Source organism: Parabacteroides sp. AF18-52, from assembly GCF_003479145.1.
In the GTDB taxonomy this organism is placed as follows: domain Bacteria; phylum Bacteroidota; class Bacteroidia; order Bacteroidales; family Tannerellaceae; genus Parabacteroides; species Parabacteroides faecis.
On the sequence record NZ_QUGR01000001.1, the window covers coordinates 468,432 to 495,142 of the forward strand.

The window sequence follows — 26,711 nt, forward strand, 5'->3', positions numbered from 1 at the left end:
CTAAATGGTTGATCAAGACAGAATTATTAAGATTAACATCGAGGAGGAAATGAAATCGGCATACATTGACTATTCAATGTCTGTTATCGTTTCACGTGCCCTTCCGGATGTTAGGGATGGTTTTAAACCGGTTCATCGTCGTATTTTGTTTGGAATGAATGAATTGGGAAATACATCCGACAAACCTTATAAAAAATCTGCGAGAATTGTTGGTGAAGTTTTAGGTAAATATCATCCACATGGTGACTCGTCCGTCTATTTCGCAATGGTTCGTATGGCACAGACATGGTCGATGCGTTATACATTGGTCGATGGACAAGGTAACTTCGGTTCTGTGGACGGTGACAGTCCTGCCGCTATGCGTTACACGGAGGCAAGATTAAGTAAACTTGCCGAGGAAATGCTCCGGGATATCGATAAGGATACAGTAGATTTTCAGTTGAACTTTGACGATACGCTGAAAGAGCCGACTGTGTTGCCGACTCGTATTCCTAACCTGCTGGTAAATGGTGGTTCGGGTATTGCTGTTGGTATGGCTACAAATATGCCGACACACAATTTGACCGAAGTGCTCAACGGATGTATTGCCTATATCGACGCTCGCGGAGACATCGACATAGAAGGATTGATGCAATATATCAAGGCTCCTGACTTCCCGACCGGTGCAACGATCTACGGATATGCCGGTGTAAAAGAGGCTTTCGAGACCGGTAGAGGACGTATTATCCTTCGTGGTAAAGCAGAGATTGAAGTTGAAAACAATCACGAAAAGATTGTTATTACCGAAATTCCTTACCTTGTTAATAAGGCAGAATTGATCAAGTATATAGCTGATCTGGTAAATGACAAACGTATTGAAGGTATTTCCAACGTAAACGATGAGTCCGACCGTAACGGTATGCGCATCGTTGTCGATGTGAAACGTGATGCCAACTCAGGTGTCGTACTGAATAAATTGTATAAGCTGACCGCACTGCAATCTTCTTTCAGTGTAAACAATATCGCCCTGGTCAACGGTCGTCCGAGACAGTTGAACCTGAAGGATATGATCAAGGCTTTTATCGAACACCGCCATGAAGTTGTTATCCGTCGTACTCGCTTCGAACTGAAGAAAGCAGAAGAAAGAGCACATATCCTGGAAGGTTTGATCATTGCTTCTGACAATATCGATGAAGTGATCGCTATCATCAAATCATCCAAAAGTCCGAATGAGGCTATCGAACGTTTGATGGAGCGTTTCTCGCTGTCTGATGTTCAGTCACGTGCCATCGTTGAAATGAGACTTCGCCAGTTGACCGGACTGGAACAGGATAAACTTCGTGCAGAATACGAAGAAATTGAAAAGTTAATCGCTCGTTTGAAAGAAATTCTTGAAAATGAAGATGTTCGTATGGACGTTATCAAAGGAGAACTGGAAGAGGTAAAAGAGAAATTCGGCGATGAACGTAAAACAGATATCGTATATGCTTCGGAAGAACTGAATCCTGAAGATTTCTACGCTGATGACGAAATGATCATCACCATTTCCCACATGGGATATATCAAGCGTACACCGCTGAGTGAATTCCGTGCCCAGGGACGTGGCGGAGTAGGAGCGAAAGGATCGGTAACACGTGACGAAGACTTCGTTGAATATATCTATCCGGCTTCTATGCATGCAACCTTGCTGATCTTTACGGCAAAAGGTAAGTGCTACTGGCTGAAAGTTTATGAAATCCCGGAAGGCGCCAAAAACGCAAAGGGTAGAGCAATCCAGAATTTATTGAATATCGAACCGGATGATAAAGTAAATGCATTCATCCGTGTAAAGAAACTGACAACCGATACCGAATTTATCAATTCACATTATCTGTTGTTCTGTACCAAGAAAGGTGTCATCAAGAAAACATTGCTTGAAGCATATTCACGTCCGCGTCAGAATGGCGTAAATGCCATCACATTGCGTGAAGACGACGGTCTGATCGAAGTTTGTATGACAAATGGCAATAACGAAGTGCTGATCGCAAACCGTAACGGACGTGCTATCCGTTTCCATGAAAGCGCCGTTCGTGTTATGGGACGTACAGCATCCGGGGTAAGAGGTATGACACTCGATGACGATCCTTCCGATGAAGTAGTCGGAATGGTATGTATCAAGGACAAGGAAGCCGATACCGTACTGGTCGTTTCCGAACAGGGTTACGGAAAACGTTCGGTTGTGGAAGATTACCGTATGACAAACCGTGGCGGTAAAGGTGTTAAGACACTCAACATTACAGAAAAAACAGGTAAACTTGTTGCCATCAAAAATGTTACAGTAGAAAATGATATCATGATCATCAACAAGTCTGGTATCGCTATTCGTATGAAAGTGACCGACTTGAACGTTATCGGACGTGCAACACAAGGTGTACGCCTGATCAACTTGGGTAAACGTAACGATGAGATAGCCTCGGTATGTAAGGTACTGTCCGAACCGGAAGAGCAGGAGGTGGATGAAGAAAACGCTGAACTGGATGCTCAGAATGAAAATAATGAAGAATTAACCGGGTTTGGAGGATCTGAAGATATCGCAAATGATACTGAAGAGACAACAAATGAATAATTTAAACAAATAGAAATATTAATCTCAAATTACTATCACAATGAAACGATTATTGTTAACAGTTGCATTATGTGTTGCAGCATCATCAGCCTCTTTCGCTCAGAAGAAAGCCGTTAAGGAGGCGCAAGGTATAGCAAAAGGGGCAACTCCTGATTTTACAGAAGCTAGAACCTTGATCAAGGGAGCTTTGGAAAATCCTGAAACAAAAGACGATGCTCAGGCATGGTATGTAGCAGGTTTTATCGAAGATCAGCAGTTTAGTTCTGAAAGAACAAAACAGATCCTGGGACAACAACCGAACGAACCGGTTATGTATGATGCATTGATCGCTATCCTTCCTTATTTCAAGAAGGCTTACGAACTAGATCAACTGCCTAACGAAAAAGGTAAGATCAAACCTAAATATACAAAAGACATCAAGAGCATTCTGAGTGCTGACCATGTATATTATTTCAACGGTGGTGCTTACTATTTCGACCAGAAAGATTACAAGAAAGCTTATGATTTCTTCAATCAATATCTGGAAATCTCTGAATTGCCGATGTTTGAAGGAACTCAGACTGCAGAAAAAGACTCTACTTTCATGACAGTTCAGTTCTATGCTGCTGTTGCTGCTACTCAGTTGGGCGATTCTCCTACAGCTATCAAGGCTTTGACTCGTGCTAAAGATACAGATTTCAGACAGAATGATGTTTACCAGTATCTGGCTTACGAATATCAGCAGGCTGGAGATTCTGTAAGCTACTTAAATACTCTGGAAGAAGGTTTGTCAAAATTCCCGAATGAAGATTTCTATCTGATGAGCTTGATCGATACTTATATTCGTTCAGGTCAGAATGAAAAGGCTATCGAAAACCTGTCAACAGCTATCGCTAAAGATCCGAACAACTCACAACTTTATCATGTTCAGGGTATCGTTTATGAAACAGGTTTCAAGGATTATGCAAAAGCAGAAGCAGCATTCAAGAAAGCATTGGAACTTAATCCGGAAAACATCGATTCAATGTCAGGTCTGGGACGTATCTACTACAACCAGGGTGTGAACAAACAAGGTGAAGCTAACATGATCAATGATAGCAAGAAATATCAGGAAGAATTAGCTGTTGCTAAAGATCTTTTCAAACAGGCTCTTCCTTATTTCCAGAAAGCTCACGAAATGAAACCGACTGAATCAGAATATATGGTTGCGTTAAGAGGTATCTATTATAATCTGAACATGGGTCCGGAACTGGAAGCTATCGAAGCAGAAATGAACAAATAATAATCATCTCATTACATACAAAAATAGCCGTCTCGATTGAGATGGCTATTTTTTTGTCTCTATGTCTCTCCGGTATTTATTTCTCTGTATACTTATTGTGAAATGACGGTCCAAACCTGTTCACTGATACTTTTCATTCCTTTTACAGAAGGATGTCCCCATTGTTTATCGACATCGCGAAGACCGATATTGGTTATTCCATAATGAGAGCATATCTCATTTATACTGTTTGTAATATCTTCAGAAAGCTCTGTATTCATCAGATTATAAACCCGGGCATTCGGATAAAATCGGGTAATATGGTCCAATAAATAACAGAAAGCCGGACGGAAATTATAAAGATCGGCTTTTGTCCAGTTTTCATATTGAAAATGGCCGATAGGGGAGCCTGCCCAACTGTCATTGGTACCACCAAAGATAAAAATGATATCAGGATTACCTAAACTGTCCATACGGGTTACAAACGAACACCATACCAACACGCATTACCGGCAGGGATAACATACCCATAAAAGGTAGAATAGGAATCACCAAGAATAGATATTTTCTTTTGGGCAAAATTCCTGAAGAGATACTCAGAAAAAGTATCAGAAAATGTATTAGATGTTTGTTCATAACAAGATTGTTTTTACGCCGTACAAAGTTATAAAAATAGCCGTCCCATTTACGGAACGGCTATTTTTTATCTCTAATTCTGCTGATGAATTACAAGTAAGGAATAATTGTTATATAAATACCTGTAATAATCGCAGATGTAATAACACCTGAAATATTCGCTCCCAAGGCATCACCCAGGATAAACGAATCCGGGTTCTCTTTACTGACCAGCTTTTGTGCCACTTTAGCCGTTGTAGGAACACAACTTACTGCAGCAATACCGATCACAGGATTATAGTTGCCACGTTTAATAAAATACATTATATATCCTCCGATTATACCTCCGATACCGGAAAAAAGTAATGCTGTGACACCTAACACCAGTAATTTCAGAATTTTAGGATCGAGCAATAACTTCGCGTCGCATAATACACCTAACAACAACCCCAACATGAATGTCGAACCATACAATAAAGGTCCGCTAACAAAGTCATAAATATGTTTCATACCCGATTCACGTACGGCAACACCCAGGAATAAGGAGAAGAAAAGGGGAGAGGCCACCGGGAACAAAAAGCACAGGACAGCACATAAAATAACTGAAAAAGCCAGCTTAACTTTTGCATCGTAGTTCTTGGGAGGTTTCGTAGTCGTCATTTTAATCGCACGCAAACGTTGTGGAATCAATAGTTTTACCAGATACGGATAACCTCCGTAGGTAAGTCCCAAATATAAGTAGGCAACTACTGTGATTGGTACAAACAAATGTTTTGCCAGGATCAATGAGGTAAATAACACCATCGGACCGTCAGCACCACCGACCATAGCGACAGAAGCACTTTCTTTTAAAGATAAACCGAATGCACTTGCAATGGGAACAGTCAGAAAAGTTCCCAGTTCGGCACAAAGTGCAAGGAAAAGACTAGCAAACGGTTTTTGAAGTAGAAAACCTACATCCAGTAGAGTACCGATCCCCATGAACACAAAACAGGCGATCAAACCGTTACTGAACGTCAGTGTATAAACAGGTTGAAGGAAATCAATCTGCATAGTATTCATTAATTGATCCGTATCAGATAGCATCGGATCCAGAAAAAGATTTCCCAGACCACCTTCCGGCATAATCAGTGTACCACAATTGATTGCAACCATTCCTAAACCCATAGGAATCATTACCATTGGTTCCAGAACACCTTTCCAGCCCAGATAAACAAGCAGGGCACCAAGGGAAATCAAAAAAACACGTGCTATAGCCAGTATCCATCCACCGGCAACCATTGTTCCAAATCCTTGAAACAAGCTTAAAAAATCAACATTTTCCATATCTTATTATTTTTCGGTAGAAGGATTTTCCTTATTGTTTGTATTGTTTTTTCTTATCATCTGTTCCTTTTTCTTCAGATACATAATACGAGTATCCTGCGGATAATAATAATCCATCAGGTCCAAATGAGAAGCACCATGACTAACACCATGATAATATCCGGAAGGTTTTATATGGAGAAGGTCACTGTTTACACCACGGCGGAACTCTTCACGTTCATCATCCACCGGATCTTCTTCATTTTCATTCACCACATCCAATCCTAAGATATCACCGATTTTGGCACGTAATTTATTCAGCTTACTGAATTGTACCATTTCATCACTGTTAGAATGATGAAACTCCAAAGAGTCAGCCCAGGCTGCAATAATCTTGATCACACCGGCTACAATAAAACCTATGATGAAGGTCAGGGCCATCATTTCCAGGGTAGAAAGTAATAGACTTAACATAATTATTTAATTTAAAATCCTGATATAATACACTTTAAAGTGCATAGTTAACCTTTGTCTGACAGTAATCCAGTACAGACAAATAAAATAAAAAAAACAAGAAATAGTAAACTAAATAATAATTTTCCGTAATACGTAGACCCAATGGGCAGATCGCATACGAAGAGTGGAAAATTTTATAGATTGTGTTGTTAAATAAGATTCGAAGACTCTATTCAGCGTATTTTGCTCTTTCAATAAAAAGAATTCCAGAAATTTTGTAGTTACTTTGAACGGACGTTCACATCTGGTAGATAAAACCTGAATACGACTGGTAGGACAATAAGCTGTATTATGGTACTGATTCAAATCAAAATTCTTCAGTTCGTCCTGTAGCGGCAGTTTCTTGTTGCAGATAAAAGTAGTTTCATCCGGAGACAAAACTTTTTCATCTTCAATTTTGACCTGCATATTCAGTAACAGCAGAAACAGGAATAATAATATCAGCAATATTTTTTTCATCGCGGTGCGAAGATAAAACACTTATTTCATATAAAACATTCTTTAGATAATAAATGTTGAAAAAAATTATTGAGCCTGTTAAATCCAGATAAATAGGCAAGAGTTAGAGAGTTCCACAACCTCTATTAAACATAATGGTAATTATAAAAAATAGTAATAAAAAGACAAATCAAAGTAGAACCAATAAAAAATCCGTATATAACTTCACAGTTACATACGGACCAAACAAATAACAAACTCTACTTATATGAAAAAACAAATACTACTAACATAATTATTACAGAATCTTACTTTTAAGCTCTGTGTATCATTATAACAATGATAAGGTTTATTTAGTTCTGAGTATGGAATAATTTTTGTTATTTTTTTCTGCTTGTTTTCAGTCAGTATAAAAAACTATTCTCATATGAGAACTATATTTTATTCGATATTATAACAAGACGTCAATTATATATGTTTTGCGACTATGTACTAATAAATACTAAAAAAGGCATGTATGTATCTTATTTGATACGCTACATGCCTTTTTACGTTGTATCTGGTCGCCTAAATAAACGCGATATACATCTCCTTATATCTGTTGCTCTGTCGATTAGCCAGATTTTCCTTAGCTATCTTTTCGCAATCTTCCATATCCATACCATTTTCAGGAACACTCCAGTACCACAACATGGGCGCTTGATTTTCTCTTTCTGCTGTTTCCATTTTTTTCCTTTTTAAATTCAACTTCATACCTAAGACAGAAAAAAAGAAAATACCCCTATCATCTTCCCGATTTTTTTTTGATTATTTATTTTCTTCTTTATTTCCGTCGTTCAGCATACGTTCGAGATATTTATTAATATATTTTATCAACCTGCTTTGCAGCATTTTCAAGCACTTGTTCATCTTCTCTGATATAAACAATTAATAATTTAGTGATATTAAGCTATGAAGACGTTGAAATTATTTTTAATGGCCACAAGTGTTCTGTTTACTTCTTTGACTTTTCAGTCATGTTTGGATGATAATGATGATTATCATTATGGGTATTTGATCCCGAACGCACTTGTGACGGTGAAGCCGGTTAGTGACAATTCATTTTTCCTGCAATTGGATGATTCTACTACCTTGTTGCCAGCAAACATCACCTCCTCTCCTTTTGGAGATAAAGAAGTTAGAGCACTGGTTAATTTCAGTGAAGTAAACGAGCCTAGCGAAGGATACAGTAAAGCTGTTCATATTAACTGGATCGACAGTATTCTGACAAAGCAAATAGCTCCGGATCTGGGAGTTGATAACGATTCCGTATATGGCAGCGACCCTGTCGAAATGGTTAAAGACTGGGTGACAATTGCCGAAGATGGTTATCTGACACTTCGTTTCAGAACATTATGGGGAGATCGCAGCAAAGCACATTTCGTAAACTTATTAGTAAGCCAGGACCCTGCTAATCCTTATGAAGTGGAATTCCGCCACAATGCTTACGGAGATATATATGGAGCAGAAGGCGACGGATTGGTTGCATTCAAATTGGATGGCCTGCCTGATACACAAGGCAAAACCGTTAAACTGAAATTGAAATGGAAATCGTTCAGCGGAGATAAATCGGCAGAATTTGATTATTGCACACGCAAGTCGACACCAGCCAATAAATCTGGAATAGGCGAAGAAAGAAGTGTATTAAATCTGAAATAAAACGGATCTATTTATTATGAGGTGGCGGAGTTGATCTGCCAGAAGAATGAGGCAGTGTTGAGATTTTCAGCACTGCCTTTTTGTATATTTAAAGAATGCGTCCTTCTTTATATAGTTCCTTCTGTATGGATTCTATTAATATAGGTTTAGTCAATTTGGTTCTGTTTTCTGCCAACAGACGTAAGGCACAACGACGTATTACGTTGGAGATGGAACCTCCCGATAGCTCATATCCCGCACATTGCCTGATCAACGCATCTGTTTTATCGAATTTCTCCTCTAACCATTCCTGTCTCAACATCTTTTTCCATAATTCAATGCGTAATTCTTCTCTTGGCATCGGGAAGTAAACAACCGACTGAAAACGACGCGAGAAGGCTTCATCTATATTTGAACGCAGATTGGTTGCCAGGATCACAATTCCCGGAAAATCTTCAATGCGTTGGAGCAGATAAGCTACTTCCTGATTAGCATGACGATCGTTGGAGGTATTGGTCGATGTGCGTTTACCGAAAAGGGCATCTGCTTCATCAAAAAAGAGAATCCAGTTCCTGTTCTCAGCAAGATCGAATACATACGCCAGGTTTTTCTCTGTTTCACCGATATATTTAGAAACGATCATGGAGAGATCGATACGGTATACATCCATCTGGTTGTGTTTACCGATCAATGTAGCCGTTAGTGTTTTGCCTGTCCCCGGCGGACCGTAGAAAAGAGAACGATAACCTGCCTTCAGAAAACGTCCCAACTGCCATTCATCCATAATTGTCGATTCCCACCTGATCCAGTTGTTGATCTCTTCTATCTCTACCTTTACATTATAATCGAGAACCACATCATCCCAGTTCAGTTGTGTTGTAATCCTTTTTGCCGGAAATCCCGGACTATAATCCGGTTTAAAATCTTTCTCCTGTAATATACGGCTTAATGCCTCTTCCGAAACTTCCAGTTTGCCACTCAGGAACGGTTCGCCTTTCCCCTGTTCATCCAGCCGGAGTATATTGGCAGTACGGAAACGATGTTCAGGATCGAAAAGTTTACAGACATCTTTTCTCTTTTCGAAGTTTTCTCCCGCCAGGATAAAAGCCGCTGTTTCGCCGGTAGGAAGGAATCCCCCATGAGACAAACCTTTCCACCCTCCGAATTCCGTATAAGGGCGATCGAAGTTTTTATTGTTCACGAACAGGATATCAAGTGCCTGTGGGCACAAATGAGGAATCAGAGCAAGCATAATAACCACTTGTTCATCGAACGAAAGAGGTCCGCTGTCGATACCCAGTGTTTTCTCCAGCTTACCTCCGTCGGGACATCTGATCTCATAAATCGATGAGACAGGACATTCCTGACGGAAATAAAGCCGGATACTAACATCCAGTACCTGGCGGAACCATTCGATATATTGCTCCATCTTTTACAGGTTTTTGATTTACATACTAGCTTTCGCCCCTAAAAGATCAGCTTCATTTTCTAATGAGATATCGTCATTGACGGCCATCCCTCCTATTTCCGTAGTAGGTTGTACCCGTCCCTCGGACTGTTGAATAACATGAGTCAGTTCATGGCCCAGCAACTGTTGGCCGGTTGATGTCTCTGGTTTGAATTGACCGGGAGCAAAATGGATATCAGTGCCTTGTGTGTAAGCCAAAGCCCCGACTTCCGGAGCTTTGGAGGATTCCGGATGAACCCTGACAGATGAGAAATCAGTCCCGAATGAATCTTCCATGCGTTGTTTTACATCATCCGGGATTCCTGTTTTGTTTTCAAATTTTCCCTGGATCAGTTCTTCTTCGTCTTCTTCCTGACGTTGAATGGCATCCATCAGTTTAGCCTGTATCAAAACCGATTCCCGGTTATCTTTCATCTGGGCGCTTTGTACAGCTTCAGCCCGAAGCACATGAGATGTGCTCCGAGGGTGTTCTATTTTTTCTACTTTCATACTTAACTCAGGATTTATCTCCATTCGACCAGCATTGTTTTTTCCTGAAAAGGATACCTGAACATCTTAAATGACCAGGGAACTGAATCTAGCAAAATATCATAGGCTCGCTCTTCCACTTTTAGCATCCAGCGATCCTCACTTTCTTCCAACTTCCCTTTTCGTTTCAGAAATGCATCCTGAAATCCTCTAACGGATGTATTTCTCATTTTATCCCAATTCGTCTTAATCGCAGTTAACATTTGATCAGCCATATCAGTTTCTGCCTGTGTTAATTCCACATTACGAGGAAGTGGTTCTGATATGGGATAATTTACAAGAACTCTGTTCAATAACAAAGATGCTTCATTGTAATCAGGCTTTTCCGAAGTCATATATTGTAATAAAAATATGGCTCGTATCTGTTTTTCTTTATTAACAAATGATCTTCGATCTTCTGCCAAATATCCTAGTCGATAAAAAAGTATAGGCAAATAAGGTGATATTAAAACCAAACCTGCATTTTGAACCTCAAAAGTCTTTTCATTAAAATTTTCCATTTCCGTGTTTTTTAAATTGTTAATAAGTTGATTATTTGTTGAAGTTGACAGAGCATCATCTTTATGGCTATCCGATACCGTACCCTGAACTGTCTGTTTGTTAGTATTTATCGTATTGATGTCACCGTTCTTTATATCCAGGTGTGGTCCTCCGTCCAACTTCATTTCCGTCCGAAGCTCATTTAGTATCAGGAACAAACCAGGTAACAATGTTTTACCTTCAGATAATGTTTGTACCTGACTAGTAAGTATATCTATTAACGAAAGCACCTGTATATTATAACGTTGGGCTAACCCATAGATAGTCTGCCAGACGAATTGTTTACGCATGAAATAACCTCTGTTGGGATAAAGCAGATAAGCAAAAACCAGATTATGGACTACATCACGAAAGTTCAGGCGGCTTATCTCCGGATGGCCGGTATAGGGGTATAAAGCAACCAGAACATGCGTGTAGGTGTTAATAAACCCACTTTCACCTGGTTCTATCAATACAACGATCGATTCCAGCATTTTGTCCGATAACTGCCAGATCAGGCGTGTTCGAACTTTTTCATTATCTCCCAGCGTATGGATCAACTGCCTTAAGGCATCATTATCCATTTGCATTGCTTCTAAAAGTAACGTTTCCAAATTCAGGTTTTCCGTATTTGCCAACCAGGGGAAAAAACCATATTGCAAATAGCAAGCTAATAATTCGATTCGGCTTTTAGAAACAGGGATAATTCGTATTTGTTGCGAATGGCTTTCCGGATTCCTAAGAAAGTCTGAGAAAGTTTCATTTAGTTTCTCTGCCAGTATTTTGGGAAACTTATCATCGAACTCATCTTCAGGGATCACACCTAGATCCAATGAAAGCGATTCTATTTCAATCGTTTCATCTGAAGAATCGAACCGTGATAAAACATCATCTACCACCTGTTCGAAAGAGGTACGGGAAAAAGTATCCCATCGTCCATATAACTGACGTGCATAGGATTCATCTTCCATATTAAAATCAAATGTTACCTTACCTATCGCGATCATATTTTTCCTTTATTTTTAATAGGAAAGCAGCTAGCTCTCCTGATTTTTTGTTCACTTCACCTGCAATAGACGATGTCAGCGCATCCCGCCATGAATAGTATAATTTCTCGAAAACAGTCATATCCCAGAAAGAAAGCCAGTAAATACCTATATCCAGATGGACCGGAGCCTTTTCAAGAATAAGCTGTTCTGTTTGTTTCCTGAATAAAGGATTAGCAGTGCGGGCTGTTGTCCCATTCAGAACAATGGTCATGGAAAAATCCAAGAGTAACTGCTGTTTCTTCGAAAACACCGCCTGATCATTACTTTCTCCTTCATCGTATTCTTCCTCCTCTTCTTCTGATTCTTCCAATTCGGTTTCCTGATTGATGGGAGCTAAAAGCAAGTGTTCGACTACATACATCGTTTCGCTCCTCCTGTTTAACATCAGAAGAAAACTACAGAGGCAATTCGCTGCATGTATAGCTTCCTCCTTTGAAGAAAAACGTCCCAGTGAACTCCAGTTCTTTCCGATCCCATAACGGAATAAAAGTAAATAAAATACTGAGCCGCTATCATTCAGCGGGAGCGTCAATATCTTATAATTGTCTATTTGAAATCCTTTTTGCAGAAAAGATTCAAAAATAAATCCATGCTGAAGCAAAGGGAACTGTAACCGCAGCCATTCATATTTGTCGTCAGTCCATTCTCGTTTTCTTAGAGGCACGTCACACAAACGTTTCTCCTCCAGGATATCTTTTCGGTTCTGTGTCACCAAACGGTAATCCAATAGCCATCCAAGTTTACTGAAAAAGGCGGAATCACCCAGCATACTCAAATTGTAACAAGGCAAGAGATTTGCTATCGGGTGTCCGTTTGCTCCGGCAAACCCGAGCAGTGTTGTAATATACAGGTCTAATCCCGACCTTCCTGAATTGGTCGTATCATAAATGTTGATGCCTTTAAAACGTCCGTATCCCCATTCAGGTACTAAAGACAAGAATTTTGTCCGGCGAGCTGTTATTTCTTCCTCCGTATCTTCGTAGATATTCAAGTTATCCAGGAAAGTAGGATTACTTTGTTCCCCATAGATCTTGTCGATCACATCCAGCCACTTCCGTTTTTCATATTTCAGGGTATGGGACCTCCCTTTTTCGGTTTCCTCCCGTTTGATATCATCTGTCAATTCTTCCCACTTCAAAAGCGGATCATTGCTAAGAACCGGTATCCGATCTGTCGGTAGTTCGGAAGTAAGCTGCATCCATTGCCGTATATTTTCTACTTCATTTAATCCTTTGGCAACAAGAAGATCGAAAATAAGCATATAAGCTTTCAACTGCCGGGCTTGTGCTTTTCGTAAATCACTCTTATCTGGAGCAACTCCCCACTTATTGATGCCATAACAATGCGGAAACTCATTTTGTACGCTGTAAAGAGTATAAATATCCCGAAAAGAACCAGCAGGTGACTTATAAAAATCAAGATTGCTTGTCCGGTGTTGGTCGCCATAAAGATTCATCTTATACAGGTACAATTGACGAGATACCTTCTCAAAATTGAAACTGATCTCTTGTCCTGCACATACCAGACGGATCAGTACTTCCGCTTTCTTTTTAGGGAATCGGACAGCGATGTTGTTCATTATTCCTGCCCCATCTAATTCCGGTAAATCAAGAGAACGGATTGATTTTACTCCTGCAATTTCTTTGATACGGTTATATAATTGAGAATAAACGGAAATTTGAATCGAATCAGTCAAGGAATCGTCATCGACAGTCAGGTAGTGAAGTCTGGGGCCTTCCAGTATTTCATCCAGAGAGGTTCCGTTCTGTAACAAACTTTGCAGATTACGGTAACGGATCCCTCCGGTAAACATATCTGCAGCTTCCGTATAAATCCGGGAAAGTATCAGCGACGGATCGACTTCCGCCTCTATCTCTATCGTTCCCGTTATGGTCAGCGTATTCCAATTCACAAAATAAATTTCGTGCAGAGACTCACAAAGGTTCCGGTTCTGGTGGAACAATGATTGGATCTTTTGTTTCAGATACTTTTCCCGTATCTTATTATCAGACCAAAAACAAATTTGAATTTTCAGGTCATACATTCCCCGGCAAGTTTTTACATCCGTTGGTTCGAAAGGAATAACTTCTACGTTCTCGATATCGTCGAATGAATCGAAAATCAGTTTCCGGTAATCATCCGGTGTAACCGGGGAAACAGGAAAAACCTCCAGTGGACTGAAAAGCCCGTTTACTTTCGGAACAAAATGCTTATTTTCCGGAGTCAGGTAATCCTCCAGATTGAAAGATAACTGATAATCCAAATCCCAAAGAACATAATTCAGCAAATCAAGAATTGTCACACCAGGATCATGTATGTTATAGTCCGTCCATATTTTGCCGGACATACCTTGTACATATTCAAGCGACTCTTCCTGCAGAAGGGTGTACAACGACTCTTCGGGTTTAAAAGATTGGATCACTTCTTCCATAGTTCTCTTTATTTAATGATCCAGGTCATATCGTCTTCACCCCATAGTTCGGTGATCTTACAGCAGATATTCACATTTTCCCCATAATTGCTACGGGTACGTATTTGCAAAGCATAGGCATTTCCCCGGGAAGCCCAGCGGAGTTTCAGTTTACTCAAAAAGAACATATACCAGGAACGTGTATAGTTAATACGGAAATGATTTCCCATGCAATGCATAGCTACTGCGTGTATCAATGCGTACCGGTCAGACTTACGGCTTCCGCATCCTGCAGTGAGTGAATAAGCCCGACAAGAAGGACTCCAGTTTGTCAGTGTATGCCATTTGCCGTTTGCCGGAACCTCTATTCTGATCTCCGGTGTCGGAACAGGAGGGACAGGAGGTATGGGAGGCAATGGCGGAACAGGTTCCGGATACTCATCGTCTACCAGATTCAGCATTGAGTCAATCAGATCATTAAACTGTCCTTCATCCGGCATTTTTCCCCGTCTGAAGTATTCCTTTAATGTTTTTCTATCTTGCTTGGGCATATTTTTTCAGCGTATTATAAATGTATTACTTATTTCTAATTCTCCAATACCTGCCTGATTATCCCATTTATCAGAATCGGTGGTCCTTATCAAATGTTCCTTACCGGGGAAAAGTATATTTCCGGGAATCGTAGGTTGTATAAACTCATCTCCTTCTGTCTTTCCGGAATAATAATCTTTCAGATAATACAGCTCCATTCCGATAAAGGTACGTTGCAGAACAACAAGCTTGACTACCGACTGAATATAAGGATTATCTCCTATCGTATTATGCATATCATCCAATGTAAATGCATAATTAAAAACTGGCAATCCGGTAGCTTCCTGCCAGGGAGCGATACAGTTATTTATTTGTTGTATCACCTGGTCTTCCAGGACTCCCAACGGTATTGGCACTCTTTCGGCAAGTACAATCCAGCAACGCACCGTTACCTCCTCGTAGAAAGGGTTATCCACATTCAGCTTAACAAATGTACTGGATTTGCTTTGCAGGTAATTTTCCACCTGTTTCAATAGCATGCCTTCACACAGCGGATAAGTACCGGGCGTATATCTATTGGGGACAACCGTAAGTTCCACAACCGGTTGACCGCCATGTAATGATTTACCAGGACAGCAATAGGCTTTCCCGATTTCGGGAAAATGTGCCAATGCCATTTCTTCATAATCCCGGGCAGAAACAGCACGGTTACGATGATTGATACGGTTGGCTATACGAACAATCATCTCTTCCCGGGTTTCTTCCGGTCTTCCTCCTTTAGCTCGTTCGATCTGACGGATCATATCGATACCGATAATATCTTTTTCTGGTTTTGTAATGGTTCCGGGCGGTATTGACCCGGGTAACTTTTCTACATCGAATCCTTCCTGCTCTGTATCCAGTGTCACCTGAACGGCATTTGTATAAAAACCGGAAATAATAGGATTTATTAGATTAGCTCCGGGCTTCGGATCTTTGAAAGCTGCGCAAAGCCAAAAGAGTCCGTCTTCATCCAACCACTCTTCCGAAACCGGATCAGGTAATTGTAACTCGATCTGACCGGTTTGCATGAATGCAGAGGTCGTATCTTCCAAAAGAGCCAGAGGAGAAAGTTTCTCCCAATCCCATCTGTTACGTTTGATCAACCATCTGACTTCAGGTTGTTGAACAGTACTGAGCGACAATTTTAACGATTTAATTTTGATGAATAACCGGATCAATGTTTCTCCGACGGCACCACTGATAGCAAACAACAGATTGCGACTATTGGATATTCCTTCAAACAACAGGATCTCGTCGTCTGTATCGATTTGTTTCAGGCAGTCTTCCATCAATGGATGAATATGATACAGCGTACTGGATGCTCCTTTTGCCCCGGATTGAAATAAAATTTCTTCTTCGGCGGTATAAGACGCGCGAACCTGATCCATAAGCGGAACTATCGGCATTGGCGGAGGAATGACAATACCCTTTTTTTTATGACTGTTCCGGATCATGATATCACTGAACATTTGCCTGTAAGTAGTATATCCGAATCCGATCTCCGGTTCCGCCAATATAAGTCTGAAAAGTCCGTCAGAAAAGGTTCCTTTCTCTATAGTCCATCTGAAAGTACTTGTTTTATTCACTTTTCCTTTTGGGAAGTTATATGAAAACAATTCGGTTAAGTCGGCATCTTCTTGTACTACCCACTTATTGTGTGACGAAAATGCTGTTTGTACTTTAAAGGAACTATTATCGAGAGGAGGTGTATATGTACTATAAATATCGGAATAGCCATTATTTGATGCCGGAAGTTCCAACCATTCGCAGGTTAATTCGGTTGAAATCAAGTCCTTTTGAGCCATTTCTTCATTACCCCAGATCATCCATGCTCCACGTTCAGGCATAGGTCCGAACGGATAAAAGGAACTCGATGCACTTACGGGACCAGCCAGGTTCTGTATATCCAGTGTTGAAATCCCGGTAACATCTACCCGGATATTCATTCGGGAAATATGACATTGAGTAGCCCAAATATACGGATAAAAGACCGCATCCGGATTCATTAACAGTCGTAATACCGGTGCATTCGTAACCTTTCCGTAAGCATCTGTGCAAACTGCTGTAGCTGGAAAATCCTCAGATAGCAGAAGATGTAACTTCAGACAACCGTTATCTGATAGGTAGATCAGTTCATATTCAGGAATAGGTGTCCAACCTTCCTGTGTACTGATTTCTAGACAAAAGGCATCGTTCAGATATTTCGGTTTTCCATAGGTAGAGTCGAACAGTTCCCGACTTTCATTTGTCAACGTAAATGAGAGAGTGATAAATCTTTCTCCTTCCGACAAAAGAAATAAGGGCGATTCAATCATCATTCCCATAGATACCGCTATAGCCTGCTTATCATTATCGAGGAACAAGTTCTGAGGTTGAAGAAGAGCAGGATCATCGGGATTTATATAGCTTGAAAGATCCTTTCTTAAAAGTAATCTGTCTTGTCTATAGGCTAATACAGTATGAAGAGCTATTTGGCTGATATAGCTTTCCTTTTCATTTCGGTAGATCAAAGGAATATCATCTGTTTGTTTTCCTGCTATAAAACCAGTTTGTGCCGGAATACATATCCGGTCCGATAATTCATTCGGTGTGAGTATCAACCAGGTATTATCAGGAATAAAAGCACGAGGACGTATTTGTAGTATTTTTTCTACATAAAAACCAGACAATTCTTCCCATCTCTTATTAAAACGACTGGCAATGCCGCTATAATTTCTTGCAAATGAAAGAATGAGAGCAAGTGAAGGGTCTACCAGACCGCTACTTTCGATATCTTTCGTATATAAATTTACATTTTCCTGCAAAAATCGTAGCGACTCCAGTATTTTATAAAACAATAGGTCAAGCAATTCATTCTGTGTGATAATAATATCAGAATGATCAACGTCTTTTCTCCCCCAATCAAATGTTAAACCGGCTAAAACATTCTCTTTCGGAAGAACATCCTTTAGCCAGTAAAAAGCGGAACTCAAATTTACTGTTATCTGGTTTTCCAGATCGATAGCCAACAATATTTTATTTTCAAAAGGGGCAGACGATAATAACCTTTTACACCAGTCATCTATCTTATTAAGTAAATTCTCCACTAATAATGAACGATATTCCCAATTTCCTTCAACAAATTCTTGTTCCAGGGTGGATGTATCTATTTGCCTGACCTCCGAAAGGACGACTATCGACTGTTTTAGATACAAGGCTTTCCAGTATCCTTCAGGTGTATTTTCCGAGTTGAAATAACGGATAAAGGAGGCATTTTCCAAAGCACGGGTAAGCAAACTGAAAGAATCATCTTCCAGAATACGAAACGGACAGACGACTTTTACATCGTCTGATCGTTTCTGCCTGCTTAAACCATCTCTTCCGTTATATAAAACCATTCTTTCTTACTTATTTTGTAAATAAAACGGATATACAAAATTTGCATCCGTATTGGTTTGTCTGATCAGGTAATCCAGTTCGATCAACAGGATTCCGTCAGGCTCACGGGATGTGTTGATGTTTACCTTTTTTAGTGATATTCTGGGTTCGAATAACAGGATCGCTCGTTCTATTTCATCCTTCATCCGGGTTATAACCGAACTTGTAATCTGTTCAAAAACAAAATCTGCCAAGTTACATCCATAATTTCTGTTGAATCGTTCTCCAACCCGGGTCGAGAACAGAATAATCAAACTCTGCCTGATATCTTCTTCATACTCCGACATTCTTGTCGTTCTTTTATCATTTTGGAAATCTGGAGGAAAACTCCATCCCCTTCCTAAAAAAGATTTATCTTCCACCTTTTTAACCTCCTATTATAACTGTTGGACAACCTGCAACGATCTGTCCTCCATGAGCAGTAGTATCTCCCATACGAGCAGCAGGTCTTCCACCGATCATTACGGTAGCAGATCCTTTGATAATTGTATCCGGTGGTCCCACACAAACGCACATATCCCCCACGACGGCGGCTGGCATTTTGCCTATTAAAACATTTGGTACACATGGCCCCGTTACCGGACCTCCCACATGAGGTATAGGTGAAGGAAATGCCGGTGTTTGCATTGGACATGTATGCATATCAGTAATTCTTGCAGCCGGTGGCATAATTTTACTCCTTTCTTTTTTAATTTATCATTACCATTGCGCCTTTAACAACCGTCTGCCCTGAAGCAGACAACTCAGCTTTTGCATTGCCGGAAACAGAAATGCTAACCTTAGCTGCTGCCTTTACATTGAGACCTTCAATGGAAGTATCTGATTTGGCTTTTATATCCGCTTTCATTCCTGCATCCAGAACAATATTACCCCTCGCTTTCATCATCAGATCTTTCGATGAATTCAATGTGATACCACTATCATTCATTATGATCTCATTTTTATGTTGATCACAAAGTCGTATGCATTTTCCGTCATCATTTATCTCGATGCTGTTTTTTCCCGGAGTATACAGTTTTATACTTTTTTTCTTTTCGTCGAACTCAAGCTTTAATTGAGCACGTGTAACAATCGATTTTAAATCGTTCGATGATTCAGGTTGGTAGGGAGCCGCTTGTTTGCTGCTATACATACTTCCTAAAATAACCGGGAAACGGGGGTCATTATTAAAGTAACCGATCACAACTTCATCTCCCTTTTCAGGGAAGAAGAAACTTCCGGATGTATTTGTAGCATACAGAGTACATAAACGTGCCCATATATCTTTCCCTAGTAAAGGTATATTGACCCGTACACGAAATTCCTTTTCCTGATCATTACTTATTTCTTTCACTTTTCCGACATGTAACCCTTCAATACCAGGTAACAAACCGGCTCCTGGAGGTGCTATAACATCAGGTAAGTCTGTTACGTTTTCCGGCATAAGCCCCATATGAACACGCGTGATCCATTGGCCTTTTTCTATCGTATGTTCTACACCACCGACATACACACTCCCATTGAAACGTTTTCCTACATTTTCCAGCAAAACAACAGACCCGGGTTCAATTTCGGCACTCCCTATAAAGGAGAAGTCCCCCTGAAATCGGGACATGGCATTTCTCATAGCCATTGCATCTGCCCAGGTTTTCAATTCGTTATTCGATATAGGAGCATCGGTCTGGCAATATAGACTTTCCCCTCCTTTATCCTGTAAATATTTTACGGGTATATTGCCTTGTGAATTAACCGAAGGAGCCGAAGCCGTTTCGGAGATAGTTGTTTGACTGGCTATTTTCCAGGTATTAGCTACAACTTTCGAATATTGCTCAGAAGAGGAAAGTGTACCATTGAAACTAACCAGATTAACGCCATTGGTGACTGTCAATACTGGAGAAGCACTAACCTTCGGTCGTTCTACAATCATCTTCTTTCCCTGAATACAAATAACCAATCCGTTAGCTTCTGCGCGTGAACGAATAAAATCCCAATCGCTGCAATAATACTGAACCAATGATTCATGCTCGATTTGAGTCGGATTCACAGAAACAGATAGCCCGTATTGTTTGCCAAGCCGTACTATAATATCGGAATCTTTTACCTTTTCAAATAACTGGTTTTTACGCCCTTGAGTTGCCGGGAAAATAGAATCACGGCACTCAACTACCAATTGGGGACGTATCCCCCCCTGTATCTGGACATTCATACCTATTATCATACCGGAAAAAATCACGCGTTTGGGTTCATTATCATAACCAGCTTCAATTTCTATATCATTGCCCGGCTTAAAAGTATCGGCATCACATTCAGGAAAAGAGAACGAATCGTTATCTCCTGTATCAAACTGCAATGTTGCATTGCCTATCCGGTTTAAAATCCGGCAGACATGTAATGAGGAAAGCCCAAAAGATTCATCAATCTCCTTTCCATTTGTTTTTATTATATATGAAATAATCTTGTCACTGTTTGCTATTAACGAATTTTCCATCTCTAAATTATTTTTGGTAATTTCAATAATGTTCCTGCTATATCTTTCCGAAGGCTATTTAATTCATTTAATTTGGCTACCAATGGTGCAACTAATGCATCAGAATATTTTTTGTCACAGAGACTGGTTACATTGTCTCCTTCTTTTGCTTTAATTAATTCTGATAGCTTCTTGCTATTTGAATTAACAAGATCCCGATCTATCTTGAGTGTATTCACAAATGACAGGTCGATCTTTACGCGAAGCGGGTCACCATTCGGAGAAAATAATGTATAATTAAGCGAATAACTGCTCAACTGGCCTTTAAATAGTAAATCTCCCCAGTTGATTACCACAAAATTCGGCCGTTGAATATTGCCATTGTAGTTATATATAACGACATCCAAATCATTAACCAAGTCCTTTACTGTGCTACTATTTGTTCCCGGAAGAACTCCTGTACCATCAAAAACAATTGAAAACGATAAAGTTTCTTTTCCGTATTTTTCAAAATGTTGAGCATTGTTTGAGGATTTTTGCTGTTTGCTATCCGACAAATTAACGTCTTTCGATATCTTGTAGCTGTCTGGATTTACAAGGACATCTATAGATACCAGCTTATTTGTGAAGGATTCATCCCCGTAAGCTGTCAAAGACATTTTTACCAATCCACCTTGCATATGCTTTTATCTTTTTCCTTTTCCACTGTTATTACCAATATTATTCCAACGAAGCTGTTCCAGGATATCCCGTTTCAACTGCTCTTTCCATTCCTGCGTAAGAAGTTCCTCGCGTGTCCGGACCTTTTCAACTGTTGTACGTACTATGATCTCTTTAATTACTATTGCCATAAATCAGATTATTCTAAGTATTTTATTATAAGCCAGTTCCAAAGATTCCATAGCCAACTCATTCTTATTGGATGCGAACGGGTTATTATCACATTTTACCGGATAAGCATTTGTAACGTACCACATCCGGTGAGGAAGCTTGTAAGCATCTATCAAGGATATAGTTACATCTATCGGAACAACATTTGTAACCAGTTCCCCGTGAAGAGAACTGGCTGACCAGGCTTCCAGCAGATCTGTCAACATATTTTCTATCGGGCGCTTTAATATGAGATTCCCATGTTTGATCCTTACAGGAAGTTGATAGGAAAAACTATTTTCCCCACCTTCCTTTAATTCTTCAGTAGTCATCTCAGTTGTCAACCCTCCTACTTCCATAAACGGAATTTCTATCAATGCCCGAAAAGGTATGACAAAAGCCACGCTGAAATAAAAAGAAACAGCTGGCGGAAAGAAATCTGACAGTTCTCCCATAACTCCTATATGACTTACGAGTTTTCGATGGTCAATCCTTCATGAGCCAAATCCAGCGTTTCTATCGCAGCCTCATTTCCATCCGATTTCAGACTTACACCCGTCACCTTGGTTGGAAAAGCATTGATAAGTTTCCAAACCATCGTAGGGGCACCTGTCTCGTCCAACAGGCTGATAGTAACTGAACGACGCTTGATCGTATTCATTTTTATCTCATTGAACCAATCCCAAAACTTGTTGTCTGATTTGAAAACGCCTTTTTTGAGACTCACATTGCTGGTTTTCTTCAATCCAGGCATCTTAATGTTAGAGAATACCGGGCTGTTGCCATGACGGTACTCTATGACTTGTGCTTCCATATCCATACCTGATACTTCCTTAAAAGCAATTTCACCTATGTCTTCAATCTCTACTTTAAAATAAAACGCGGGTAACGGCCATACGTTATCTTGTTTTTCTCCTGCCATAATACTTTATTTTTAATGTTAAACTAATTGTTACTATAAACTACGATTTCTGCATTTGTTGCTGGAACGTGATCTCTATAAACTCAGCCGGGTGACTGATCGCTACCAGGACTGTGATACGGAGTATGCCTTCCAGAATGTCTTCCGGTGTCATAGTATCACCTAATCCGACATGTACGCTATAAGCATCTTCAGGAGATGCCCCAGCCAGTCCGCCCTGCTTCCATACCCCCAAAAGGAAATTTTCAATCATAGCTTTCATATTCAACCAGGTTGAAGCTACGTTTGGCTCAAATACGTAAGCACGGGCAGCATTCTTTATCGATTCTTCCAAAAAAATCATGGTGCGGCGTACATTTATATAACGCCAGTCACCGGAGTTTCCATCCAGAGTACGAGCACCCCAGACTTTTACACCTTCTCCCTTAAAATAACGGATCGCATTAATACTTCGTCCGTATATATCGACATTCAAGTCTTCCTGAGCATTATTTGTTAAATTTACTGTGGGGGATACAGCCTTATTGATCGATACATTGGCAGGTGCTTTCCATACGCCACGGGTATTGTCCGTTTTTGTATAAATGCCAGCCATAGCAGCAGCAACCGGTAATCGATTTATTTTCTTACAAATTTCTTTTCTTACCAAAGCACCGAAAGGACTACTTTGCAAAAGAGTATTCAACAGTTTGTAGTCCAGTAGAACTTCATCAGCTTTTTCTACACCAGTAGCATTTTCTTTATTATCTGTTTGCTCTATTTTTTTTGTACTCTTGTACCCCAGTTCGTATTGCATAATGGTAAGTAAGAGTTTTGCACTTTCTGTAGTTAAATTAAAAGTATCAATATCACTCTCACTTACAACAGAGGCATTTATCCAAGGATAATAAGCTGCTGCATAATCAAGAGATATGGATCCTATATTTTCACGGAAATTTTTCACAACATCCCCTGAAGAATCATTCTGAGGCTTATATCCTTCAAAAATATCCAATATAGCTACTCTGTTCTTCATAGTGTCACAATGTCCTAACGCATACTCCATTGTCTTTTTCCATTCTTCAAAACTTAGGTTTACAGCTTCAGGAATAATCAACATAGTCGGCTCCATTTCTTTAGTTAAAGGAGTAAGACCTGCTTCACAATCTTCCGAGGTGAAAGCTTCCGAATAATCTCCTACCGATACGATATAACAGGCACCGCCCCCATTAGCAAAAAACAGAACGATATTATAATATAATGTATTGAGTATTGTTGGGGCTTCTGAGATGCTCCATAATGACTCACTAACACTATAAAGTTTTTTTATTTCTGTATTAACTGCTTCTACTAATTGTTTTCTTTCATTTTTTAACTTAGGTACTATATTATTGATTTTTACCTGTATATCCTTAGAGGTTATTATAATATCATTGGCCTTTAATTTTGCTACATCTGGTTGTGATATTAATTCTTTCACATTATCTGCTACAGTCTTTATATTAGCCACATCTGAAGGTATATTGTCATATTCAAGTGTTTTAACATCATCTTCTAATATAACTACTGTTGCTATAATCCTATCAGCTATGACTGTCGTTTCACCTTCAGGTTTCTTCTCTTCAAGTGCTGAAATTAGATTATTAGCCTCCTCCTGCAAATTTTGTATGGTGTTTATAGTGATATTAACACTTTCTATTTCAGCATCTTTCTCATCCAGCTTTTTCCCAGCGTCCTTGATATTCTCCTGATTTTCAACAGATAAGGAGTATTCTGACTGAGGTCCTCCTCCAAAATACTTATTATATTCCAGCATTGAAGTAATACGGAAAGGTACATTCAGAAGAGACTTGGTCCCATTCATTGCTATTTGAGTGTGTCCTATGAAGGCTGGTACAGCCGTAGCAACAGGAACAACCGAATTTGGAAAGGCGTTTTTTTCCACAATATATACGCCGGGAGTTTTCATTGTTTCCATATCTTCAATGTTTTATGATTTTTGCATTTGTTGCTGGAATGTTATTTCAATAAATTCAGCCGGATGACTGATTGCTACCAGTACTGTTATTCTAAGTATTCCATCCAAAATATCCTGAGCACTCATTGTATCGCCCAGACCAACATGTACGCTATAAGCATCTTCAGGACTAGCCCCTGCCAAACCTCCGCGTTTCCATATTCCACGTAGGAAATTTTCAATCATCCCCTTCATATTCAACCAGGTCGAGGCAACATTCGGTTCAAATACGTAAGCACGGGCTGCATTCCTTACTGATTCTTCTAAAAAGATCATCGTACGACGTACATTGATATATCGCCAATCCAAAGAGTTTCCGTCCAATGTACGTGCTCCCCAAACCTTTATGCCATCCCCTGTAAAAAAACGGATTGCATTGATACTTTTACCGTTCAAGGGAACATTCAGTAGTTCCTGATCATCATTCGTTATTGTGTGAGACAGGGATATCACATTATTTACAGAAATATTAGCTGGTGCTTTCCACACGCCACGGGCATTATCGACTGCTGTATAAATACCTGCCATAGCAGCAGCAGGAGGTAATAAATTTAATTGTCTGCGTATTTCAGTAATAACAGCTTTATATAAAAGACTATTTTGATACAGAATATTGTGCCAGGCAGATTTATCGTTACCAAGGTCCTCTCTAGAAATGCCACTATCACTCAGTATTTCATCCAAACTGCCATCTGACAAAAAAGAGTCTGTTACATCACGTTCTGACAAAACAGAAGTATTGAGCCAGGGATGATAAGCCGCTCCATACGACAGATAGCTGGAACCAACACCATCCCGAAAAGTTACTATATCAGCATCCTTTTCATATTTAAAATCCAACAATGCAACCCGGTTCTGCATTTCTCCACAATGGCTAAGCATAGCAGTCTGTATATTAGCATATTCCTTTGCATCCAATGCCATTGCATCCGGAACCAATAACATCGTTGCCTCTCTTTCCTCTTTCAGGAGGTCAATTCCGGCAGTGATTGTCTCTACAGCGACCTTATCTGTATAATTTCCTACAGAAACAATAAAACAAGGGCCACCACCGTTCGCAAAGAACATTTTCATACAATAATACAACATGAATAATGTATTATCGGTAGTAACAGCATAATATTTTTTATCAGTACCATTATTAAAGATCAAATCATCTTTTGATGCATTTGCTTCTTCTTTTGATGTTACAGTATACTTTACGTTGTTATTTGCCCCTCCAAAATAAGCCTCGAATTCACTCATAGATGAAATCCGAAAAGGTTTGTTCAATAATGACTGGCTTCCGTCATCTGCTTTCTCTGTGTATCCGACAAAAGCCGGGACTGCGGTTTCAACCTCTACAACCGAATTTGGAAATGCATTTTTCTCTACAATATAAACGCCTGGCGTTTTGTATGTTCCCATGGTAGAATGATTTATATGATTACTAATTTAATTCGTTATATGTATATAATTTCTTGTATACAGTGTATATCATCTGTATATATACGTCCCGGCTTCGGGAATGGCATTCCGCTGATCAGTACTTTTGTTTCAGTTGTATGCAAGTCGCCACCTAGAGAAATATTCTCAGTCAGACTTAAACGAAAATCATATGATTCTTTTAATCTGATTTTAGTTTCCGAACAGCAATAATAGGAATTTTCTTTTTCTATAAATTCCACTTTCTTAAACGTGAAGTTTTTATCCGTACTCTTTATTTCCAGCTTACGCTCTTCATTCTTCCTCCTAGATATGAATTTATAAGCCCAATAAACCTTACGGGCTTGAAAATACAGAACCATATTATCTGTTCCTGCAAACTGGAATGGAATAACTATTTTTCCCCTTGATATATTTTTTAATACATCAGATGATTCTGTATAATAGAAAAAATCAGGATCGCGCACTTTCAAAACCAAAGACAGCTCATCCGAAATATTCGGTGACCGATCATTCACCGAAATCAAAGCCCATTCCCCAATTCCAATTGCCCGGAAGAGAATGCCACGTCGGTTAAACAACTGTCTGGTCTCATCAGTTAAGTTCATGTCTATCCCACGGCACTTCCTATCCTTATAAAAGTCATGCATTAAAGAAATTCGGAATATTATTTTAAAAGTATCCATAATTATGAATATTATTCAATTAAACAA

The 26,711-nt window shown here is 39.6% G+C and carries 23 protein-coding genes and 1 pseudogene; 3 read left to right on the plus strand and 21 right to left on the minus strand.

The features are described 5' to 3' along the window. Positions 1-4: 4 nt before the first annotated feature. Entirely contained in the window at positions 5-2,584 is a 2,580-nt protein-coding gene (gene gyrA, locus DWX23_RS01925) for a DNA gyrase subunit A (protein WP_122373196.1), read from the plus strand. A 40-nt stretch (positions 2,585-2,624) separates the two neighbouring features. Next, positions 2,625-3,845, plus strand: coding sequence for a lipopolysaccharide assembly protein LapB (locus tag DWX23_RS01930; protein WP_122373197.1), 1,221 nt, complete (start codon positions 2,625-2,627; stop codon positions 3,843-3,845). A gap of 92 nt (positions 3,846-3,937) precedes the next feature. Here the strand turns inward: DWX23_RS01930 and DWX23_RS01935 are convergent. The 5 genes and pseudogenes from DWX23_RS01935 to DWX23_RS24940 form a co-directional block, all read right to left on the minus strand. Beyond that, a pseudogene (locus tag DWX23_RS01935) lies at positions 3,938-4,460 on the minus strand (SGNH/GDSL hydrolase family protein). A gap of 90 nt (positions 4,461-4,550) precedes the next feature. Beyond that, positions 4,551-5,765, minus strand: coding sequence for a sodium ion-translocating decarboxylase subunit beta (locus DWX23_RS01940; RefSeq protein WP_122373198.1), 1,215 nt, complete (start codon positions 5,763-5,765; stop codon positions 4,551-4,553). 6 nt (positions 5,766-5,771) lie between these two features. Beyond that, positions 5,772-6,218: a LapA family protein gene (locus DWX23_RS01945; RefSeq protein ID WP_122354433.1), complete on the minus strand. Its 447-nt coding sequence runs from the start codon at positions 6,216-6,218 to the stop codon at positions 5,772-5,774. A 111-nt stretch (positions 6,219-6,329) separates the two neighbouring features. Next, positions 6,330-6,719 carry a hypothetical protein gene (locus DWX23_RS01950; RefSeq protein WP_122373199.1) on the minus strand — a complete coding sequence of 130 codons (390 nt, stop codon included), beginning with the start codon at positions 6,717-6,719 and terminating at the stop codon, positions 6,330-6,332. 546 nt (positions 6,720-7,265) lie between these two features. After that, entirely contained in the window at positions 7,266-7,424 is a 159-nt protein-coding gene (locus tag DWX23_RS24940; RefSeq protein ID WP_183671632.1) for a hypothetical protein, read from the minus strand. A gap of 225 nt (positions 7,425-7,649) precedes the next feature. Here DWX23_RS24940 and DWX23_RS01955 point away from each other — a divergent pair, with 225 nt between their 5' ends. Beyond that, positions 7,650-8,396, plus strand: coding sequence for a NigD-like protein (locus tag DWX23_RS01955; protein ID WP_122373200.1), 747 nt, complete (start codon positions 7,650-7,652; stop codon positions 8,394-8,396). Between the two features lie 88 nt (positions 8,397-8,484). Here DWX23_RS01955 and DWX23_RS01960 read toward each other — a convergent pair whose 3' ends face one another. The 16 genes from DWX23_RS01960 to DWX23_RS02030 all read right to left on the minus strand — a co-directional run bounded on the left by DWX23_RS01960 (position 8,485) and on the right by DWX23_RS02030 (position 26,684). Then, positions 8,485-9,804: an ATP-binding protein gene (locus DWX23_RS01960; RefSeq protein WP_122354430.1), complete on the minus strand. Its 1,320-nt coding sequence runs from the start codon at positions 9,802-9,804 to the stop codon at positions 8,485-8,487. Positions 9,805-9,822: 18 nt separating this feature from the next. Further along, complete coding sequence (locus tag DWX23_RS01965) at positions 9,823-10,356, minus strand: DUF4157 domain-containing protein (protein ID WP_229801051.1); 534 nt, start codon at positions 10,354-10,356, stop codon at positions 9,823-9,825. Next, complete coding sequence (locus tag DWX23_RS25065; protein WP_233587461.1) at positions 10,347-11,897, minus strand: contractile injection system tape measure protein; 1,551 nt, start codon at positions 11,895-11,897, stop codon at positions 10,347-10,349. The genes DWX23_RS01965 and DWX23_RS25065 overlap by 10 nt, the downstream gene beginning before the upstream one ends. Beyond that, positions 11,881-14,370, minus strand: a complete 2,490-nt coding sequence (locus DWX23_RS01975; protein ID WP_122373201.1) for a hypothetical protein — start codon at positions 14,368-14,370, stop codon at positions 11,881-11,883. The genes DWX23_RS25065 and DWX23_RS01975 overlap by 17 nt, the downstream gene beginning before the upstream one ends. Positions 14,371-14,378: 8 nt before the next feature. Next, on the minus strand, positions 14,379-14,900 hold the full coding sequence (locus DWX23_RS01980) for a hypothetical protein (RefSeq protein ID WP_122373202.1): 522 nt from the start codon (positions 14,898-14,900) through the stop codon (positions 14,379-14,381). Positions 14,901-14,906: 6 nt separating this feature from the next. Further along, positions 14,907-18,299, minus strand: a complete 3,393-nt coding sequence (locus tag DWX23_RS01985) for a baseplate J/gp47 family protein (RefSeq protein WP_122373203.1) — start codon at positions 18,297-18,299, stop codon at positions 14,907-14,909. Positions 18,300-18,305: 6 nt separating this feature from the next. Next, a complete protein-coding gene (locus DWX23_RS01990; protein WP_233564372.1) occupies positions 18,306-18,626 on the minus strand; it encodes a GPW/gp25 family protein in 321 nt (106 codons plus the stop codon). Positions 18,627-18,705: 79 nt separating this feature from the next. Then, positions 18,706-19,008: a PAAR domain-containing protein gene (locus DWX23_RS01995; protein ID WP_122354425.1), complete on the minus strand. Its 303-nt coding sequence runs from the start codon at positions 19,006-19,008 to the stop codon at positions 18,706-18,708. A gap of 19 nt (positions 19,009-19,027) precedes the next feature. Then, positions 19,028-20,806 (minus strand): type VI secretion system tip protein VgrG, encoded by a 1,779-nt coding sequence (vgrG, locus tag DWX23_RS02000; RefSeq protein ID WP_122373204.1) that lies wholly within the window; start codon positions 20,804-20,806, stop codon positions 19,028-19,030. Positions 20,807-20,808: 2 nt separating this feature from the next. Continuing rightward, the gene (locus DWX23_RS02005) at positions 20,809-21,465 is read right to left on the minus strand and encodes a hypothetical protein (RefSeq protein WP_122373205.1); all 657 of its coding nucleotides are present in this window, start codon (positions 21,463-21,465) and stop codon (positions 20,809-20,811) included. 6 nt (positions 21,466-21,471) lie between these two features. Next, positions 21,472-21,636 (minus strand): hypothetical protein, encoded by a 165-nt coding sequence (locus DWX23_RS24945; RefSeq protein WP_183671638.1) that lies wholly within the window; start codon positions 21,634-21,636, stop codon positions 21,472-21,474. A gap of 3 nt (positions 21,637-21,639) precedes the next feature. Then, complete coding sequence (locus DWX23_RS02010; protein WP_122354422.1) at positions 21,640-22,110, minus strand: phage tail protein; 471 nt, start codon at positions 22,108-22,110, stop codon at positions 21,640-21,642. Between the two features lie 14 nt (positions 22,111-22,124). Further along, on the minus strand, positions 22,125-22,577 hold the full coding sequence (locus DWX23_RS02015; protein ID WP_122354421.1) for a phage tail protein: 453 nt from the start codon (positions 22,575-22,577) through the stop codon (positions 22,125-22,127). A gap of 40 nt (positions 22,578-22,617) precedes the next feature. Next, positions 22,618-24,534, minus strand: a complete 1,917-nt coding sequence (locus DWX23_RS02020) for a phage tail sheath C-terminal domain-containing protein (protein ID WP_122373206.1) — start codon at positions 24,532-24,534, stop codon at positions 22,618-22,620. 12 nt (positions 24,535-24,546) lie between these two features. Then, positions 24,547-25,980: a phage tail sheath subtilisin-like domain-containing protein gene (locus DWX23_RS02025; RefSeq protein ID WP_122373207.1), complete on the minus strand. Its 1,434-nt coding sequence runs from the start codon at positions 25,978-25,980 to the stop codon at positions 24,547-24,549. Positions 25,981-26,015: 35 nt separating this feature from the next. Beyond that, positions 26,016-26,684, minus strand: a complete 669-nt coding sequence (locus DWX23_RS02030; RefSeq protein ID WP_147382511.1) for a hypothetical protein — start codon at positions 26,682-26,684, stop codon at positions 26,016-26,018. Positions 26,685-26,711 lie beyond the last annotated feature (27 nt).

Bases quoted from the DNA above. Each gene is read 5' to 3' on its own strand.
- gyrA (WP_122373196.1), top strand. From the start codon at position 5: ATGGTTGATCAAGACAGAATTATTAAGATTAACATCGAGGAGGAAATG.
- DWX23_RS01930 (WP_122373197.1), top strand. From the start codon at position 2,625: ATGAAACGATTATTGTTAACAGTTGCATTATGTGTTGCAGCATCATCA.
- DWX23_RS01940 (WP_122373198.1), bottom strand. From the start codon at position 5,765: ATGGAAAATGTTGATTTTTTAAGCTTGTTTCAAGGATTTGGAACAATG.
- DWX23_RS01945 (WP_122354433.1), bottom strand. From the start codon at position 6,218: ATGTTAAGTCTATTACTTTCTACCCTGGAAATGATGGCCCTGACCTTC.
- DWX23_RS01950 (WP_122373199.1), bottom strand. From the start codon at position 6,719: ATGAAAAAAATATTGCTGATATTATTATTCCTGTTTCTGCTGTTACTG.
- DWX23_RS24940 (WP_183671632.1), bottom strand. From the start codon at position 7,424: ATGGAAACAGCAGAAAGAGAAAATCAAGCGCCCATGTTGTGGTACTGG.
- DWX23_RS01955 (WP_122373200.1), top strand. From the start codon at position 7,650: ATGAAGACGTTGAAATTATTTTTAATGGCCACAAGTGTTCTGTTTACT.
- DWX23_RS01960 (WP_122354430.1), bottom strand. From the start codon at position 9,804: ATGGAGCAATATATCGAATGGTTCCGCCAGGTACTGGATGTTAGTATC.
- DWX23_RS01965 (WP_229801051.1), bottom strand. From the start codon at position 10,356: ATGGAGATAAATCCTGAGTTAAGTATGAAAGTAGAAAAAATAGAACAC.
- DWX23_RS25065 (WP_233587461.1), bottom strand. From the start codon at position 11,897: ATGATCGCGATAGGTAAGGTAACATTTGATTTTAATATGGAAGATGAA.
- DWX23_RS01975 (WP_122373201.1), bottom strand. From the start codon at position 14,370: ATGGAAGAAGTGATCCAATCTTTTAAACCCGAAGAGTCGTTGTACACC.
- DWX23_RS01980 (WP_122373202.1), bottom strand. From the start codon at position 14,900: ATGCCCAAGCAAGATAGAAAAACATTAAAGGAATACTTCAGACGGGGA.
- DWX23_RS01985 (WP_122373203.1), bottom strand. From the start codon at position 18,299: ATGGTTTTATATAACGGAAGAGATGGTTTAAGCAGGCAGAAACGATCA.
- DWX23_RS01990 (WP_233564372.1), bottom strand. From the start codon at position 18,626: ATGTCGGAGTATGAAGAAGATATCAGGCAGAGTTTGATTATTCTGTTC.
- DWX23_RS01995 (WP_122354425.1), bottom strand. From the start codon at position 19,008: ATGCCACCGGCTGCAAGAATTACTGATATGCATACATGTCCAATGCAA.
- vgrG (WP_122373204.1), bottom strand. From the start codon at position 20,806: ATGGAAAATTCGTTAATAGCAAACAGTGACAAGATTATTTCATATATA.
- DWX23_RS02005 (WP_122373205.1), bottom strand. From the start codon at position 21,465: ATGCAAGGTGGATTGGTAAAAATGTCTTTGACAGCTTACGGGGATGAA.
- DWX23_RS24945 (WP_183671638.1), bottom strand. From the start codon at position 21,636: ATGGCAATAGTAATTAAAGAGATCATAGTACGTACAACAGTTGAAAAG.
- DWX23_RS02010 (WP_122354422.1), bottom strand. From the start codon at position 22,110: ATGGGAGAACTGTCAGATTTCTTTCCGCCAGCTGTTTCTTTTTATTTC.
- DWX23_RS02015 (WP_122354421.1), bottom strand. From the start codon at position 22,577: ATGGCAGGAGAAAAACAAGATAACGTATGGCCGTTACCCGCGTTTTAT.
- DWX23_RS02020 (WP_122373206.1), bottom strand. From the start codon at position 24,534: ATGGAAACAATGAAAACTCCCGGCGTATATATTGTGGAAAAAAACGCC.
- DWX23_RS02025 (WP_122373207.1), bottom strand. From the start codon at position 25,980: ATGGGAACATACAAAACGCCAGGCGTTTATATTGTAGAGAAAAATGCA.
- DWX23_RS02030 (WP_147382511.1), bottom strand. From the start codon at position 26,684: ATGGATACTTTTAAAATAATATTCCGAATTTCTTTAATGCATGACTTT.